This is a genomic window from Chromobacterium sp. Ag138 (genome assembly GCF_055181315.1).
In genome coordinates this window covers 4047947-4064262 of sequence record NZ_JBUPWA010000001.1, presented here as the reverse complement: position 1 = coordinate 4064262, position 16316 = coordinate 4047947, and the positions used below count along the sequence as shown (strand labels likewise).

Annotated in this window: 17 protein-coding genes and 1 other annotated feature; of the genes, 5 read left to right on the top strand and 12 right to left on the bottom strand. The window is 62.9% G+C overall.

The annotated features are described in order from the left end of the window. Positions 1 to 427: a sequence feature (16S ribosomal RNA rRNA prediction is too short), on the bottom strand. 410 nt (positions 428 to 837) lie between these two features. The 12 genes from ACY3GB_RS19105 to ACY3GB_RS19050 form a co-directional block, all read right to left on the bottom strand. Beyond that, positions 838 to 1389 (bottom strand): glutathione peroxidase, encoded by a 552-nt coding sequence (locus ACY3GB_RS19105; RefSeq protein WP_463090118.1) that lies wholly within the window; start codon positions 1387 to 1389, stop codon positions 838 to 840. A 117-nt stretch (positions 1390 to 1506) separates the two neighbouring features. Then, positions 1507 to 1869, bottom strand: coding sequence for a thioredoxin (trxA, locus tag ACY3GB_RS19100; RefSeq protein WP_070980837.1), 363 nt, complete (start codon positions 1867 to 1869; stop codon positions 1507 to 1509). Positions 1870 to 1995: 126 nt separating this feature from the next. Further along, positions 1996 to 3198, bottom strand: coding sequence for a sodium/glutamate symporter (gltS, locus tag ACY3GB_RS19095; RefSeq protein ID WP_463090117.1), 1203 nt, complete (start codon positions 3196 to 3198; stop codon positions 1996 to 1998). A 233-nt stretch (positions 3199 to 3431) separates the two neighbouring features. Further along, positions 3432 to 4376, bottom strand: a complete 945-nt coding sequence (locus ACY3GB_RS19090; protein WP_463090116.1) for a class I SAM-dependent methyltransferase — start codon at positions 4374 to 4376, stop codon at positions 3432 to 3434. An 80-nt stretch (positions 4377 to 4456) separates the two neighbouring features. Continuing rightward, complete coding sequence (gene coaD / locus ACY3GB_RS19085) at positions 4457 to 4987, bottom strand: pantetheine-phosphate adenylyltransferase (RefSeq protein ID WP_463090115.1); 531 nt, start codon at positions 4985 to 4987, stop codon at positions 4457 to 4459. A 92-nt stretch (positions 4988 to 5079) separates the two neighbouring features. After that, positions 5080 to 5490: a VOC family protein gene (locus ACY3GB_RS19080; protein ID WP_463090114.1), complete on the bottom strand. Its 411-nt coding sequence runs from the start codon at positions 5488 to 5490 to the stop codon at positions 5080 to 5082. 113 nt (positions 5491 to 5603) lie between these two features. Continuing rightward, positions 5604 to 6575, bottom strand: a complete 972-nt coding sequence (locus ACY3GB_RS19075; protein ID WP_463090113.1) for a peptide ABC transporter ATP-binding protein — start codon at positions 6573 to 6575, stop codon at positions 5604 to 5606. Next, positions 6568 to 7548, bottom strand: coding sequence for an ABC transporter ATP-binding protein (locus ACY3GB_RS19070; protein ID WP_463090112.1), 981 nt, complete (start codon positions 7546 to 7548; stop codon positions 6568 to 6570). The genes ACY3GB_RS19075 and ACY3GB_RS19070 overlap by 8 nt, the downstream gene beginning before the upstream one ends. A gap of 10 nt (positions 7549 to 7558) precedes the next feature. Next, positions 7559 to 8479, bottom strand: a complete 921-nt coding sequence (locus tag ACY3GB_RS19065) for an ABC transporter permease subunit (protein WP_463090111.1) — start codon at positions 8477 to 8479, stop codon at positions 7559 to 7561. A gap of 13 nt (positions 8480 to 8492) precedes the next feature. After that, entirely contained in the window at positions 8493 to 9521 is a 1029-nt protein-coding gene (locus tag ACY3GB_RS19060; protein WP_463090110.1) for an ABC transporter permease subunit, read from the bottom strand. A 412-nt stretch (positions 9522 to 9933) separates the two neighbouring features. Next, entirely contained in the window at positions 9934 to 11529 is a 1596-nt protein-coding gene (locus tag ACY3GB_RS19055) for an ABC transporter substrate-binding protein (RefSeq protein WP_463090109.1), read from the bottom strand. A 170-nt stretch (positions 11530 to 11699) separates the two neighbouring features. Then, a complete protein-coding gene (locus ACY3GB_RS19050; RefSeq protein ID WP_463090108.1) occupies positions 11700 to 12821 on the bottom strand; it encodes a beta-ketoacyl-ACP synthase III in 1122 nt (373 codons plus the stop codon). 311 nt (positions 12822 to 13132) lie between these two features. Here ACY3GB_RS19050 and iscR point away from each other — a divergent pair, with 311 nt between their 5' ends. The 5 genes from iscR (at position 13133) to hscB (ending at position 16279) form a co-directional block, all read left to right on the top strand. Beyond that, positions 13133 to 13627 (top strand): Fe-S cluster assembly transcriptional regulator IscR, encoded by a 495-nt coding sequence (gene iscR / locus ACY3GB_RS19045; RefSeq protein ID WP_463090107.1) that lies wholly within the window; start codon positions 13133 to 13135, stop codon positions 13625 to 13627. A gap of 31 nt (positions 13628 to 13658) precedes the next feature. Beyond that, positions 13659 to 14876, top strand: coding sequence for an IscS subfamily cysteine desulfurase (locus ACY3GB_RS19040; protein ID WP_463090106.1), 1218 nt, complete (start codon positions 13659 to 13661; stop codon positions 14874 to 14876). 63 nt (positions 14877 to 14939) lie between these two features. Then, entirely contained in the window at positions 14940 to 15323 is a 384-nt protein-coding gene (gene iscU / locus ACY3GB_RS19035; RefSeq protein WP_043628269.1) for a Fe-S cluster assembly scaffold IscU, read from the top strand. A gap of 13 nt (positions 15324 to 15336) precedes the next feature. Beyond that, positions 15337 to 15660 carry an iron-sulfur cluster assembly protein IscA gene (gene iscA / locus ACY3GB_RS19030; RefSeq protein WP_463090105.1) on the top strand — a complete coding sequence of 108 codons (324 nt, stop codon included), beginning with the start codon at positions 15337 to 15339 and terminating at the stop codon, positions 15658 to 15660. 91 nt (positions 15661 to 15751) lie between these two features. Continuing rightward, complete coding sequence (hscB, locus tag ACY3GB_RS19025) at positions 15752 to 16279, top strand: Fe-S protein assembly co-chaperone HscB (protein WP_463090104.1); 528 nt, start codon at positions 15752 to 15754, stop codon at positions 16277 to 16279. Positions 16280 to 16316 lie beyond the last annotated feature (37 nt).

The window sequence follows — 16316 nt, the reverse complement described above, 5'->3', positions numbered from 1 at the left end:
GGTATTAACCAGCGGGATTTCCTCCCGAACAAAAGTCCTTTACAACCCGAAGGCCTTCTTCAGACACGCGGCATGGCTGGATCAGGCTTGCGCCCATTGTCCAAAATTCCCCACTGCTGCCTCCCGTAGGAGTCTGGGCCGTGTCTCAGTCCCAGTGTGGCGGATCATCCTCTCAGACCCGCTACTGATCGTCGCCTTGGTGAGCTCTTACCTCACCAACTAGCTAATCAGACGTCGGCTGCTCGTATAACGTGAGGCCTTACGGTCCCCCACTTTCCCCCTCAGGGCGTATGCGGTATTAATCCGGCTTTCGCCGAGCTATCCCCCATTACACGGTACATTCCGACGCATTACTCACCCGTTCGCCACTCGTCAGCGGTGCAAGCACCCTGTTACCGTTCGACTTGCATGTGTAAAGCATGCCGCCAGCGTTCAATCTGAGCCAGGATCAAACTCTTCAGTTCAATCTCAAGCAAATTTTCTGGCACGCAAGTTCAAAGAAATAAACAAGTATCTCTTGTCTCTTGCAGTGCAAGTGTTCGGCTTTCGCCAAGCACTTACACCTATCGGTTATTCGTTCTGTTAAAGAGCAGTGCCATCCGCTGCGTCGTCATCACCGGAACCGTTTCGTTTCCGCTGTTTCGTTCGCTGCGTCAGCTGAGGAGGCGAACTATACGCCCGGCCCCCACCTCCGTCAACACCTTTTGCGAGAAAAAATGAACTTTCTTCGGCCAGTCTGCGCAAGTCGCTGATTTACAAGAAAGTGAGTGGGGAGGAATTTTCATGGAAACGTAAAACGCCGCTTGAAAGCGGCGCTTCGATGGGGTGGCGGTCTTGCTATGGCTTGGCCGCGGCCTGCGTTTCCGGCTGCAAATACGGCAAAAAGGCGTTGACCACTTCCGGCGCGTCCGGCTTGGTGCGGGTGCCGATGCTGATCACCTTGCTGGCGCCGGGCAAGATCAGGTACTTGTGGAAGTTCCACATCGGCGCGTCGTCGGTGGCGGCGATCAAGTCCTTGAACACCGGCTGGGCATCCGCGCCCCTGACATGCCCCTTGCCCGCCATCGGGAAGGTCACGCCGTAATTAGCCTGGCAGAAGGCGCCGATCTCGCTGTTGCTGTCCAGCTCCTGCAGGAAGTCGTTGCTGGGGAAGCCCACCACCATCAATCCGCGCGGACCATACTGCTTATATAGAGACTCCAACTGGGTGAACTGCGGCGTGAAGCCGCAATGGCTGGCGGTGTTCACCACCAACAACGGCCGGTCGGCGTATTGGCACAGATTGATCTGCCCGCCCATCAGTCCCGGCACGGTATGGTTCAGCAAAGCGGGACACGCGGCCAGCACCGCCTGCCCCCACAGCATCAATACCACTCCCCAGCGTTTCATCGCATCCTCCTTGCCAAACCGGCTATTGGTTCGGCGCTCGCTAGATATAAGAATAGGGCAATGCGCCCATGCATGGCCCTATCGTCTCACATCGCGAAGGCATATGCCCTCGCCCTGTCATTCCGGCTGGCTGGCGATATCCGCTCGCACCTTGTCCATGTCCAGGTCGCGCAGGCTCTGGATCAACTGCTCGAACTGGCCGGCCATCAGCGCGCCGGCCTGATTGAACACCATCACGCCATCCTTGACCGCGATCAGCGTCGGAATGGAGCGGATATTGAAATGAGCGGCCAGATCGCGCTCGGACTCGGTATCGATTTTGCCGAACACGATGTCGGCATGCTTCTCCGACGCCGCCTCGAACACCGGGCCGAACATCTTGCACGGGCCGCACCAGGGCGCCCAGAAATCGAGGATGACCAGCCCTTCTTCCTTCATGCTGGCGTTGAAGTTGTCGGCGGTGAGGTTGATGTAGGACATGGCGGCTCTCTTTCTATGAATCGGTGGCCCGCCAGGCGGCGGGCTGTCTCAGATCAAGATATGAGCGGGCCCATGCCATTGCAAGGCATCGCCCCGGTTGTATTTTTCAATCCGCCCGATAGCCGCTCAGCCTATGAACGGCAAAGCTAGGTACAGCTTGATCACAATGGCGTTGACGATATCGATGAAGAAGGCCCCCACCATCGGCACCACCAGAAAAGCCAGATGCGACGGGCCGAAGCGTTCGGTCACCGCCTGCATATTGGCGATGGCGGTGGGCGTGGCGCCCAGGCCGAAGCCGCAGTGGCCGGCGGCCAGCACCGCGGCGTCGTAGTTGCGACCCATCACGCGGAAGGTGACGAACACCGCGTACAGCACCATCGCCAGCGTCTGCAGCAGCAACAGCGAGAAGATAGGCAGCGCCAGCGCCGCCAGGTCCCACAGCCGCAGCGACATCAGCGCCAGCGCCAGGAACAGCGACAGGCTGACATTGCCCACCACCGACACCTCGCGCTCGAAAATCCGGTACCAGCCCAGCGCCGACAGGCCATTGCTGATCAACACGCCGACGAACAGCACGCAGACGAAAATGGGCAACTCGAACGCGGTGCCTTTCAGCAACGAGCCGATGAAGGTGCCGCCCAGCAAACAGACGGCGATCAGAGCCAGCGTCTCGATGAAGGAATGCGGCGTGATCAGCCGCTGCGCGTCCGGCTGCTCGAAGCCGCGCGGGGGATCGTCGGCATTGTGCTCCGCCCCCGGCGTCTTCACGCGCTTGACCAGAAAGCGCGCCACCGGCCCGCCGATCAGGCCGCCCAGCACCAGGCCGAAGGTGGCGCAGGCCATCGCCAGCTCGGCGGCGGAAGCCAGGCCGTATTTGTCGGCGAAGGTGCCGCTCCAGGCGGCGCCGGTGCCATGGCCGCCGGACAAGGTGATGGAGCCGGCCAGCAAACCCATCAGCGGATCCAGGCCCAGCGCGCTGGCCACCGCCACGCCCAGCGTGTTTTGCACCAGCAGCAAGCCCACCACCACGCCGAGGAAGATGCCCACCGTCCTGCCGCCCTGTTTCAGGCTAGCCAGATTGGCGGTCAAGCCGATAGCCGCGAAGAAGGCCAGCATCAACGGGGTTTGCAGCGAGGCGTCGAAGCGAACCTCGACGCCGGAAAACTGGCGCCAAGCCAGCAAGGCGGCGGCGACCACCAGGCCGCCGGCCACCGGCTCGGGAATGTTGTAGGTGCGCAGCACGCCGGTATGGGCGACCAGCTTGCGACCCAGCAGCAGAACGAGCGAGGCGGCCACCAGCGTGCCGTAGAAATCGAGTTGGATCATCGGTTCTCCTATTGTCGTTTTCGAGCGAAAACGCGCCGCTGCGCGACGCAGACAAACCGATGAAGCAGGAAGGCATGGAGGCGCTCCACATCCCGCCGCTTGCGCGGCGAGGCGGCACGAAGGCCGCCGGCTGGCTGGTCGGCGACTCCATGCGGAAACGCGCTTCTTTATAGGAGCGGAGAAACGGCGAAAAAGTTCGCGTAAAAACTTTTTACAATCAATCAGATGCCGATTCAGGCGCGGCTGATCCGCCAGCACTGGTGGATTTTGCGATTGCGGAAATCCTCGGGCACCGACTGCCCGCTGACATCCTGGATCTGGTAATCCTGGCTTAAACGATCGTCGAGCTGGAAGGTGCGCAGATTGTTGGAGAAGTACAGCCAGCCGCCCGGCGCCAGCAATGCCATCGCGTAGTCGATCAGCCAGACGTGATCGCGCTGCACGTCCAGGATGTCGCGCATCTTCTTGGAATTGGAGAAGGTCGGCGGGTCCATCACGATCAGATCGAACTGCTTGCCCGCGTCCACCGCCTCTTCCAGATACTGGAACGCGTCGGCGCGCACCAGTTTATGCTTGCCGAGATCCAGCCCGTTCAGCTCGAAGTTCCGGCGCGACCAGTCCTGATAGGTATTGGACATGTCCACCGTCTCCGAGGAGAGCGCGCCGCCGGCGCCGGCATAGACGGTGAAGCTGCCGGTATAGGCGAACAGATTGAGGAAACGCTTGCCGGCGGCCTCTTCGCGCACCCGCTTGCGGGTGTTGCGGTGATCAAGGAACAGGCCGGTATCCAGATACTGGTCCAGGTTGACGATGAAGCGTTGGCCGAACTCCTCGACCACGAAATCCTCGCCTTCGGCGCCCACTTTCTCGTACTGGCTGACGCCCTTCTGCCGGCGGCGGTTCTTCAGCGTGACCGCGGCGGCCGGGATGCCGGTCACCTGCGCGATGGCCGCCACCACGGCGTCGATCCAGGCTCGATACTCGTCATCGCCCATCTCCCAGCCGGTGTCGTACTCCTGCAGATGGACGCGCGATCCGTAGATGTCCAGCGCGAACGGGAATTGCGGCACGTCCTTGTCGTAGACGCGCCAGGCGTCCAGGCCCTGCCGGCGCGCCCACTTGGCGTAATGCTTGTAGTTCTTGGCCAGACGGTTGGCGAAGGCGCTGACGTCCTGCATGGCGTATCCTCGATTGCTGCAAAACAAACGCGCCAGCCTGGGCTGGCGCGACACGGTGTTCAAACCGGCATTATAAGACGCTATTGCTCGGAGTACATCGACAGCATCTTGTGATACACCGGCTCCGGCAGGTACTGGCGGATCACGCTCTCCCAGCCGCGGGGGCCGATCAGCCCCTTGACCATCGTCGACGATACCTCGGCGTATTCGCGCGGCGGCAGCAGGAACAGCGTGGTGATGTCCGGGTGCAGATCGGAATTGATGTAGCGCATCGTGCGTTCGTACTCATAGTCGCTGGCGGTGCGGATGCCGCGCACGATGTAGTTGGCGCCGACGCTCTGCGCGTAATTCACCAGAAACTGATTTTCGAACACCTCGACCCGCAGCTTGCTGAAACCCGTGGTCACTTCGCGCAGCAGCGCCACCCTTTCCTCGGCGCTGAAGGTGCAATGCTTGTCCGGATTCACGCCCACGGCGACGATCAGCTCGTCGAACAGCTCCACCGCCTCGCGTATCATCCACAAGTGGCCGTTGGTGACCGGATCAAAGCTGCCGGCATAGACGGCTCGTTTCAATTGACGCTTTCCTTTGGCTTTGATTGTGTTTTCCATGACGACTGTATCTTGCGTTGAGAGGGGTGGTAAAGAATTTTTTGTGCGGCGCGGCAAAATAGCGCCGCGCCGCGCCGGCTGTCAAGAAACGGTCACAACTGACAGTTGATCATCCAGTTGACGCCGAATTTATCACTAAAGCAGCCGAAAAGCGCGTTCCAGAACGTTTTGTGCAACGGCAACGTCACCTGCCCGCCCTGGCCGAGCGCGGCGAATATCCTCTCCGCGGCGGCGGTGTCGCCATCCAGATTCACCGACAGCGTGATCTGCTGGCTGGGTGCCAGCGGCCTGTCGGTATCCGAAATCATCAGCGTGTTGGCGCCGAACACCAGCCGCGCATGCATGATCCAGTTCGGGTTGATGTCGCCCATGGACGGCACGTCCTTGGGCGCGTCCGCGTAGCGCATCAGGATGGCGATTTCGCCATTCAGGGCCTCGCGGTAGAAGTTCAGCGCCGCTTCGGCGCGGCCGTCGTTGAAGTTCAGATACGGATACACATGCATGGCAAGCCTCCGCTCAGTGATGGGAAGGCCAGTGTACGCCGGGCCTGGATGGCAATGAAACGAAAAAGGCCCGCGGCGCTTTGCGACGCGGGCCCTGAGATGCCGATTTGGTCTCAGCCGTTGATCTCTTCGGCGCGGTGGCAGGCCACCATGCGCTGATCCAGCTCGCGCAATTGCGGCACCTCCGCCTTGCAACGCTCATTGGCGTGCGGGCAGCGCTTGTGGAAGGCGCAGCCGGAAGGCGGATTCAGCGGGCTGGGCAGCTCGCCCTCGATCTTGATCTTGACCCTGCGGTCCTCCGGATGGATGGACGGCGTCGCCGACAACAGCGCCTGGGTATACGGGTGCAGCGGCCGTTCGTAGACGCGGTCCTTGGCGCCCACCTCCACCGCGCGGCCCAGATACATCACCATCAGCTCGTCGGCGACGTGCTCCACCACCGCCAGATTGTGCGAAATGAACACATAGGCGGTATTGAACTCCTCCTGCAGATCCATGAACAGGTTCAGCACCTGCGCCTGGATCGACACGTCCAGCGCCGACGTCGGCTCATCAGCCACCACGATCTTGGGATTCAGCATCATCGCGCGGGCGATGGCGATGCGCTGGCGCTGGCCGCCGGAGAACATGTGCGGGTAGCGGAAATAGTGCTCCGGGCGCAGGCCGACGCGGGCCATCATCGCCCTCACCTTTTCTTCGCGCTCCTTCGCCGACAGATCGGTATTGATCAGCAGCGGCTCGGACAGCTGGTCGCCGATCTTTTGGCGCGGGTTCAAGGAGCCGTACGGGTTCTGGAACACCATCTGCACCTTGCGCCGCATCGCCTTCAGCTCGGCGCCGCTGGCCTTGGCCGCATCCTGGCCGTCCAGGATCAGCGAGCCGGAAGTCGGCTGCTCGATCAGGGTCAGCTGGCGCGCCAGCGTGCTCTTGCCGCAGCCGGACTCGCCCACCACGGCCAGCGTGCGGCCGGCCTCCAGCTCGAACGACACCCCGGCCAGCGCCTTCACCTGCGCCTTGGGCTTGAACATGCCCTGCGCCACATCGTAGTAACGGGTCAGATCTCCCGCCTGCAAAACCTTAGCCATGCTGCTTCTCCTTGGCCGGCAACGGGTAGTGGCAACGCACCGCGCCATGCTCGTGGGCGGTCAGTCCGGGCCGCTGGCCGCGGCAATTGTCCTGCGCGTACGGGCAGCGCGGCGACAACAGGCAGCCGCTGGGCCGGTCGTACTGGCCGGGCACGATGCCGGGCAGCGTCGCCAGCCGGCGCGCGCCCTTGCTGTGCTCGGGAATCGACGACAGCAGCGCCTCGGTATACGGATGGGCGGGATGGCGGAAGATTTCCGGCACCGTGCCCATCTCGGCCACCTGGCCGGCGTACATCACCACCAGCCGCTGCGCCACTTCGGCGACCACGGCCAGATCGTGGGTGATCAGGATCAGCGCCATGTTCTGGCTCTTCTGCAGGGACACCAGCAGCTCCATGATCTGGGCCTGGATGGTCACGTCGAGCGCGGTGGTCGGCTCGTCGGCGATCAAGAGCTTAGGGCTGCAGGCGATGGCCATGGCGATGGCGACGCGCTGGCTCATGCCGCCGGACAGCTGGTGCGGATAGGCGGAGAGCCGCGACTCGGCGGCCGGAATCTCCACCAGCTGCATCAGCTCCAGCGCGCGCGCCTTCAACGCCGCGCCGCGCAGGCCCTGGTGCACCTTCAGCACTTCCATGATCTGGTAGCCGACGGTGTAGCTGGGGTTCAGCGCCGTCATCGGGTCCTGGAAGATCATCGAGATGTCCTTGCCGACGATCTTGCGGCGGCCGCGCGCCGAAATGCTCAGCAGGTCTTTGCCGTCGAAGCTCAGCTCGTCGGCGACGATGCGGCCCTGCCCTTCCAGCAGGCCCATCATCGCCATCATGGTCACCGACTTGCCGGAGCCGGACTCGCCGACGATGCCGACGATCTCGCCCTGGGCGACATTCAGCTCCAGCCCTTCCACCGCGCGGAACGGGTTCTTCTCCGATCCGAATTCCACGGACAGGTTTTTGATTTGCAACAGACTCATGTTCTTGTCCTCAGGCGGCGCGCTTCAGCTTCGGGTCCAGCGCGTCGCGCAGGCCGTCGCCCATCAGGTTGATCGCCAGCACCGACAGCAGGATGGTCAGGCCCGGCAGGGTCACCACCCACCAGGCGCTCTCGATGTAGTCGCGGGCCGAGGCCAGCATGGTGCCCCACTCGGCGGTCGGCGGCTGCACGCCCAGGCCCAGGAAGCCCAGCGCGGCGATTTCGAGGATGGCGGAGGAGAAGCTCATGGTGGCGTGCACGATCAAGGGCGCCATGCAGTTGGGCAGCACGGTGACGAACATCAGGCGGCCCAGCCCGGCGCCGGCCACGCGCGAAGCCACCACGTAATCGCGGTTCAGCTCGGTCATCGCCGACGCGCGGGTCAGGCGCACGTAGGCCGGCAGCGACACGGTGGCGATGGCGATCATCGCGTTGGTCAGGCCCGGCCCCAGGATGGCCATGATGGCCACGGCCAGCAGCAAGGACGGCAGCGCCATCATGATGTCCATCAAGCGCATGATGGAAGCGCCCAGCACCTTGGGGAAGAACGCCGCCAACAGGCCCAGGATCACGCCCGGCACCAGCGCCATCAGCACCGACATCAGGCCGATGAACAGCGACAGCCGCGCGCCGTAGATCAGGCGCGACAGGATGTCGCGGCCCAATTCGTCGGTGCCGAACAGGAATTGCGCGCTGCCGGCGGCCTCCCAGGCCGGCGGCGTCAGCATGTGGTCGCGGTACTGCTCGATCGGGCTGTACGGCGCGATGACCGGCGCCAGCAGCGCACAGGCGACGATGAACAGCACGAAGACCAGGCCGGCGACCGCGCCCTTGTTGTGGGAAAAGCCCTGCCAGAACTCCTTCAGCGGAGACGGATAGGACAGTGCCAGGTCGGCCGTCTGCGCGGCCGCGGTTTGATTGGTTTGGCTCATGTTGCGTCCCTGCTTACTTGGCGTGACGGATGCGCGGATTGGCGATGCCGTACAGGATGTCGACGACGAAGTTGGTGACGATCACCAGCGTGGCCACCATCAGGATGCCGTTCTGCACCACCGGGTAGTCGCGGCGGGCGATGGCGTCGATCAGCCACTTGCCGATGCCGGGCCAGGAGAAGATGGTTTCGGTCAGCACCGCGCCGCCCATCAGCGTGCCCACTTGCAGGCCGATCACGGTCAGCACCGGGATCAGCGCGTTGCGCAGGGTGTGGATGAAGATGACGCGGGCCGGCGACAGGCCCTTAGCGCGCGCGGTGCGGACGTAGTCCTCGCGCAGCACTTCCAGCATCGACGAGCGGGTCATCCGCGCGATCACCGCCAGCGGAATGGTGCCCAGCACGATGGACGGCAGGATCAGGTGCGACAGCGCGCTCTTGAACGCGCCGGCGTTGCCCTCGGGATCGGCCGCCTCGGCCAGCCAGCTGTCGATCAGCATGAAGCCGGTCTTGGGATGGATGTCGAACATCAGGTCCATCCGGCCCGATACCGGCGTCCAGCCCAGCTTGACCGAGAAGAACATGATCAGGATCAGGCCCCACCAGAAGATGGGCATCGAGAAGCCGGTCAGCGAAACGCCCATCACGCCGTGGTCGAATATCGAACCGCGCTTGATGGCGGCCAGCACGCCGGCCAGCAGCCCCCACACCATGGCGAACAGCAGCGCGGACAGCGCCAGCTCCAGCGTGGCGGGGAACAGGGTCTTGAACTCGGCCCAGACGCTGGTCTTGGTCACCAGCGACTCGCCGAGATTGCCGTGCAGCAGATTGACGACGTAGTCGAAGTATTGCGCGTACAGCGGCTTGTCCAGCCCCAGCCGATGCAATGCTTCGGCATGCATCTGGGGGTCTAGCGTGCGCTCGCCCACCATCACTTCCACCGGGTCGCCGGGGATCAGGCGGATCAGCGCGAAAGTCAGCAGCGTGATGCCGAAGAAGGTGGGCACCAGCAGGCCCAGCCTTCGCAGGATGAATGAAAACATGGAAACCTCTCCCGGACGCGCGCATGGCGCGGCGTCCTCAGACCTAGACATCGCGTGCAAGGAATCCGAACAGGAAAGGTAGAAACGCAAGACGCGCCGTGAGGGCGCGAAAGAGAGAACCGGGTGCCGGACAGCAGACTGGCAACTAAACCACCCACCAGCATTAGCTGCATCCACTGTCGCGGCAGGAGAGACAATACCAGCGCGCTGTCCCGTCCCGCTTGACGCAGGTCAAGCCGCCGTCACCGCCGGCCGACCGTCGCCCCATCTCTAACCATTTTCCTGTGCAGACACTGCCATGCCGCCGCGGCCGCCCTCTCTGCCGGAGGACTGGATGCGACGGCACTTACGCCAGGCGGACGGAGCGTTCGCCCCGCCGCCGATTACGGTTACGCCTTGTGTGAAACCAGGCTTACTTGACGCTGACGCCGTAGAAGGAGTTCAGGCCGAACGGGCTGACCTTGAAGCCCTGCACCGACTTCAGCATCGGCTGATTGACGGTGGAGTGGGCGATGGTGGTCATCGGCACCTGCTGCTTCACGATCTCCTGCGCCTTCATGTACAGCTTGGTGCGCTCGGCGACGTTGGAAGTGGACTTGCCCTTCTGGATCAGGTCTTCGAACGGTTTGTAGCAGAACTTGGAGAAGTTGTTGCCGTTCATCGCGTCGCAGCCGAACAGCACGCCCAGCCAGTTGTCCGGATCGCCGTTGTCGCCGGTCCAGCCGATCAGCATCGAGTCGTGCTCGCCGGCCTTGGCGCGCTTCAGGTACTCGCCCCACTCGTAGGAGGTGATCTTGGCCTTGACGCCGATCTTGGCCCAGTCGGCCTGCACCATTTCCGCCATCAGCTTGGCGTTGGGGTTGTACGGACGCTGAACCGGCATCGCCCACAGCGAGATGTCGAAGCCGTTCGGGTAGCCGGCCTTGGCCAGCAGCGCCTTGGCCTTGGCCACGTCGTACGGCGCGTCCTTCAGGCTCTTGTTGTACGACCACTGGGTCGGCGGCATCGGGTTGGTCGCGGCCTGGCCTGCGCCCTGGTACACCGCCTGCAGGATGGCTTTCTTGTTGATGGCCATGTCCAGCGCCTCGCGCACTTCCAGCTTGTCCAGCGGCTTGTGCTTGACGTTGTAGGCCAGGTAGCCCAGGTTGAAGCCGGCCTGGGACATCACGCTCATTTTCGGATCGGCCTTCATCGCGGCGATGTCGGTCGGACGCGGATAGGTGGTGATCTGGCACTCGCCGGCCTTCAGCTTCTGGTAGCGCACCGACGGGTCGGTGGTGATCGCGAACACCAGGTTGTCCACCTTCGGGCCGTCGGCCTTGTTCCAGTAATCCTTGTTGGCCGCAAAGCGGATCTGCGCGTCCTTCTGGTAGCGCTTGAAGATGAACGGGCCGGTGCCCACCGGCTGCTGGTTGATCAGCTGCGGCTTGCCGTCCTTCAGCAGCTTGTCCGCGTACTCGGCAGACTGGATGGAGGCGAAGCTCATCGCCAGGTTCTGCAGGAAGGCGGCATCCACCTTCTTCAGCGAGAACTTGATGGTGTACGGGTCTACCTTCTCCACCTTGGCGATGTTGGCGTCCATGCCCATGTCGGTGAAGTAAGGGAATTCGGTCGGGTAAGCCTTGCGGAACGCGTTGCCCTTGTTGAGCATGCGGTCGAAGGTGAAGGCCACGTCGTCGGCGTTGAATTCGCGGGTCGGCTTGAAGTAGTCGGTGGTCTGGAACTTCACGCCCTTGCGCAGATGAAAGGTGTAGGACAGTCCATCCGAAGACACATCCCATTTCTCGGCCAGACCCGGGATCACTTTGGTGCCGCCGCGCTGGAATTGCACCAAGCGGTTGAACACGGTTTCGGCCGAGGCGTCAAAGTCGGTGCCGGAGGTGTACTGGCCCGGGTCAAAGCCCGCCGGGCTGCCCTCGGAACAAAACACCAATGTCCCGGCAGCCTGCGATGCCACGGAAGCCCCAGCAATCGCGCCAGCAAGCAGCAACTTCTTGAAAGTTTGCATAATGTTTCCCTTCCTTTGTACAGACTAATTAGTCTTTTCTGATATTCAACCTGAGCATGTCTAGGCTTCGGCTGGTGGGGGATACATTATTCACAGAGGGCGCTTTTGACAAGCGCCCTCTGACTTTTCATGCGCATTCCGACTATGACAATTCGTAAACGGAAAGTGAACTACACGCGGCGCAATATGACGGAACCCACGGAATAGCCGGCTCCGAACGATGAAATGACGCCAACATCTCCAGCACTCAAATCATGCGAATGAAGATGGAAGGCGATGATGGAGCCGGCGGAACTGGTGTTGGCGTAACGGTCCAGAATCACCGGGGCCTCCACCGTATCGGCCTCCCGGCCGAGCACGCGGCGGGCGATCAGCTGATTCATCGCCAGGTTGGCCTGGTGCAGCCAGAAGCGGCGCACGCCTTCCGGCGCGATGCCCAGGCTGCCCAGGTGGTCGACGATGTGCTCGCCCACCATCGGACACACCTCTTTGAACACCTTGCGCCCCTGCTGGACGAACAGCTTGTCGGGCTGGCCGACGCCAGTCTCGTCGCAACGGTTCAGGAAGCCGAAGTTGTTGCGGATGTTGTTGGAGAAAACCGTCGCCAGCTTGCAGCCCAGCACCTCGAAGCGGCGCTCGGAAACCGCGGCGTCGGCGCGCTCCAGCACCACCGCGGTGCAGGCGTCGCCGAAGATGAAGTGGCTGTCGCGGTCGCGGAAGTTCAGGTGGGCGGAACAGATCTCCGGATTCACCATCAGCACCGCGCGCGCCTGGCCGGCGGCCACGGCGTTGACCGCGGTCTGGATGCCGAATGTCGCCGACGAGCAGGCCACGTTCATGTCGAAGGCGTAGCCATCGATTCCCAACGCCTGCTGCACTTCGATCGCCATCGCCGGATAGGGGCGCTGCATATTGGAGCAGGCGACGATCACCATGTCGATGTCGGCGGCGGCGCGGCCGGCGGCCTCCAGCGCCTGCCTGGCGGCGGCCACGGCCATCTCCGCCTGCACTGACAACTCGTCGTTGCCGCGCTCGGGCAGATGGGGCGTCATTCTCGCCGGATCCAGCACGCCGTCCTTATCCATCAGGAAGCGCTGCTTGATGCCGGAAGCCTTTTCGATGAATTCGGCGCTGGATTCGGCCAGCGGTTCCATCGAGCCGGCGGCGATGTCGGCCGCGTGGGCCTCGTTGCGTCCGCGCACGTAGGCATTGAACGCCTCGACCAGTTCGGCGTTGCCGACCGCGTGGGGAGGGGTGAACAAGCCCGTCCCGCTGATAACAACCTTATGCATCTTTTTTATGTCCTCATCCCAGTGAACAGGAACGAAAGCGTGGCGGCGAACCCGGCCTTCCTCGGCCCGGCCGGTTGCGCCCGCCGCCACTCGGCGCCCTTGCGGGCGGATTTCGCGAAAATATTGCAGCGATTCTACACAGCCGCCGGCGCGCAGGTGTAAGAAATCCATAGCCTTTAATGGCTTAAACCAAGTAAAATTCTCGACTTTGCGACTTCCGGCGCTGGATTGCCTCGCCAAATACTTGACTGTTTTAGTCGGATATTAGGTATAATCTGAGGCAGAACCACCATCCACCGGAACTGAACATCATGCGCCTTACCACCAAAGGACGTTTTGCCGTCACCGCGATGCTGGACCTCGCGATGCGCGAGGGAGGCGGGCCGGTCACCCTGGCCGGCATCAGCGAGCGCCAGAGCATCTCGCTGTCTTACCTGGAGCAGTTGTTCGGCAAGCTCAGACGCGCCGAACTGGTAGACAGCGTGCGCGGTCCCGGCGGCGGCTACACGCTGGCCAAACAAATCTGCGACATCTCCGTTGCCGACATCATCGTCGCCGTGGACGAGCCGGTGGACGCCACCCAGTGCGGCGGACGCGAGAACTGCCGCGGCAGCCAGCGCTGCATGACCCACGACTTGTGGACCAACCTCAACGTCACCATTTTCGATTACCTCTCCAAGGTAAGCCTCGCCAGCCTGGTGGAAGAACAACACGCCAAAGAGCAGCAAGCCAAGGAGAGCAGCGTCGTGCAGGACAAGCGCGACAGCTGTAGCAGCTCCCGTGCAGCTGCCAGCAGCGCCCTGTGAGCGCACGAAAAATCTTGCGGAGATTAAATAAATGAGCCAGCCCAAGCTACCGATCTATCTGGATTACTCGGCCACCACCCCGGTGGACCCGCGCGTCGCCGAAAAGATGATTCCCTATCTGACCGGCAAGTTCGGCAACCCCGCCTCCCGCAGCCACAGCTTCGGCTGGGAAGCCGAGGAAGCCGTCGAGAACGCGCGCGCCGAAGTGGCCAAGCTGATCGGTGCCGATTCGAAGGAAATCGTCTGGACCTCCGGCGCCACCGAGTCCGACAACCTGGCGATCAAGGGCGCAGCCCAGTTCTACAAGAGCAAGGGCAAGCACATCATCACCGTCAAGACCGAACACAAGGCGGTGCTGGACACCTGTCGCGAGCTCGAGCGCCAAGGCTTCGAGGTCACCTATATGGACGTGCAGGAAAACGGCCTGCTCGACATCGACGCCTTCAAGGCCGCCATCCGTCCCGACACCATCGTGGTGTCCGTGATGTACGTGAACAATGAAATCGGCGTGATCCAGGACATCCCGCAGATCGGCGAGATCTGCCGCGAGAAGGGCATCATCTTCCACGTCGACGCCACCCAGGCGCCGGGCAAGGTCAAGATCGACCTGAACACCCTGAAAGTGGACCTGATGAGCCTGTCCGCGCACAAGGCCTACGGCCCGAAGGGCATCGGCGCGCTGTACGTGCGCCGCAAGCCGCGCGTGCGCCTTGAGGCTCAGATGCACGGCGGCGGCCACGAGCGCGGCTTCCGCTCCGGCACCCTGGCCACCCACCAGATCGTCGGCATGGGCGAAGCCTTCCGCATCGCCCGCGAAGAGATGGACAGCGAAAGCGAGCGCATCCGCATGCTGCGCGACCGCCTGTGGAACGGCATCCAGGACATGGAAGAAGTGTACATCAACGGCGACGCCGACCAGCGCGTGCCGCACAACCTCAACGTCAGCTTCAACTTCGTCGAGGGCGAGAGCCTGATCATGGCCATCAAGGATCTGGCCGTGTCCAGCGGCTCCGCCTGCACCTCCGCCTCGCTGGAGCCGTCCTACGTGCTGCGCGCGCTGGGCCGCAACGACGAAATGGCCCACAGCTCCATCCGCTTCACGCTGGGCCGCTTCACCACCGAGGAAGAGATCGACTACGCGATCGCCTTGCTGAAGTCCAAGATCGGCAAGCTGCGCGAGCTGTCCCCGCTGTGGGAGATGTACAAGGACGGCGTGGATCTGAACAGCGTTCAATGGGCGGCCCACTGAGCCGATAACAGATTACCGGCCGCGGAAACTTTGAAAGAAGCCGCGGCCCGCAGGAGAACAGACATGGCATACAGCGAAAAAGTGTTGGACCACTACGAAAACCCGCGCAACGTCGGCTCGTTCGACAAGGGCGACGACAGCATCGGCACCGGCATGGTCGGCGCGCCGGCCTGTGGCGACGTGATGAAGCTGCAGATCAAGGTGGGCGCGGACGGCGTGATCGAAGACGCCAAGTTCAAGACCTACGGCTGCGGCTCCGCCATCGCCTCCTCGTCGCTGGTGACCGAGTGGGTGAAGGGCAAGTCGCTGGACGAGGCGCTGTCGATCAAGAACACCGCCATCGCCGAGGAACTGGCGCTGCCGCCAGTGAAAATCCACTGCTCCATCCTGGCCGAAGACGCGATCAAGGCCGCGGTGGAAGACTACAAGCAAAAACACGGCAAGTAAGCGGAGGCGACTGATGGCACTCACTCTTTCCGAACGCGCCGCCCAGCATGTCGGCGCCTTCCTCGCCAAGCGCGGCAAGGGCCTGGGCGTGCGTCTGGGCGTCAAGACCTCCGGCTGCTCCGGCATGGCCTACAAGCTGGAGTTCGTCGATGTCGAGAACAGCGAAGATGTCCGTTTCGAAAGCTACGGCGTAGCCATCTACACCGACGCCAAGAGCCTGGCCTACCTCGACGGCACCGAGCTCGACTATGTGAAGGAAGGCCTGAACGAGGGGTTCCGCTTCAACAACCCCAACGTCAAGAACGAGTGCGGCTGCGGCGAGAGCTTCAACGTCTGACCCGCCGCCGCCCCGGGGCGGAGCGTTGTCGCGCAAGCGCTGATGCTCCGCCCCGAGTTTTTCTGGCCCCTGCCTTAGCCCGGACGCATCGATGAACCACGACTTCAACCAGGACTTCTTTTCCCTGTTCGGACTGCCGCGCCGCTTCGCCATCGACGCCGCCCTGCTTGACGCCGCCTGGCGCGCGGCGGCGGCCCAGGTCCATCCCGACCGCTACGCCGCCAGCTCCGACGCCGAAAAGCGCAGCGCGCTGATGCTGGCCACCCGGGTCAACGAAGCCTACCAGACGCTGAAGTCGCCGCTGAACCGCGCCCGCTACCTGCTGCAGCTGTCCGGCGTGGATACCCAGGAAGAGAACAACACCCGGATGCCGGGCGACTTCCTGATGGCGCAGATGGAGTGGCGCGAGAGCATAGACGACGCCCGCGCCGACGTGGACGCGCTGGAATCGTTGTCGCGCCGCCTGCGCGCCGAGGTCAAGAACCTGCAAGCCGAACTGGAAGCCTCGCTGGACGCGCGCGCCGACTTGGACGCCGCCGCCGTCCTGGTGAGAAAATTGCGCTTCATGGAAAAGCTGGACCAGGAGATCGGCGACGCCATCGGAAACCTGCTGGACTGAGTCCCGCGCGCCGCCGCTCCCGAGCAACGACATAAAG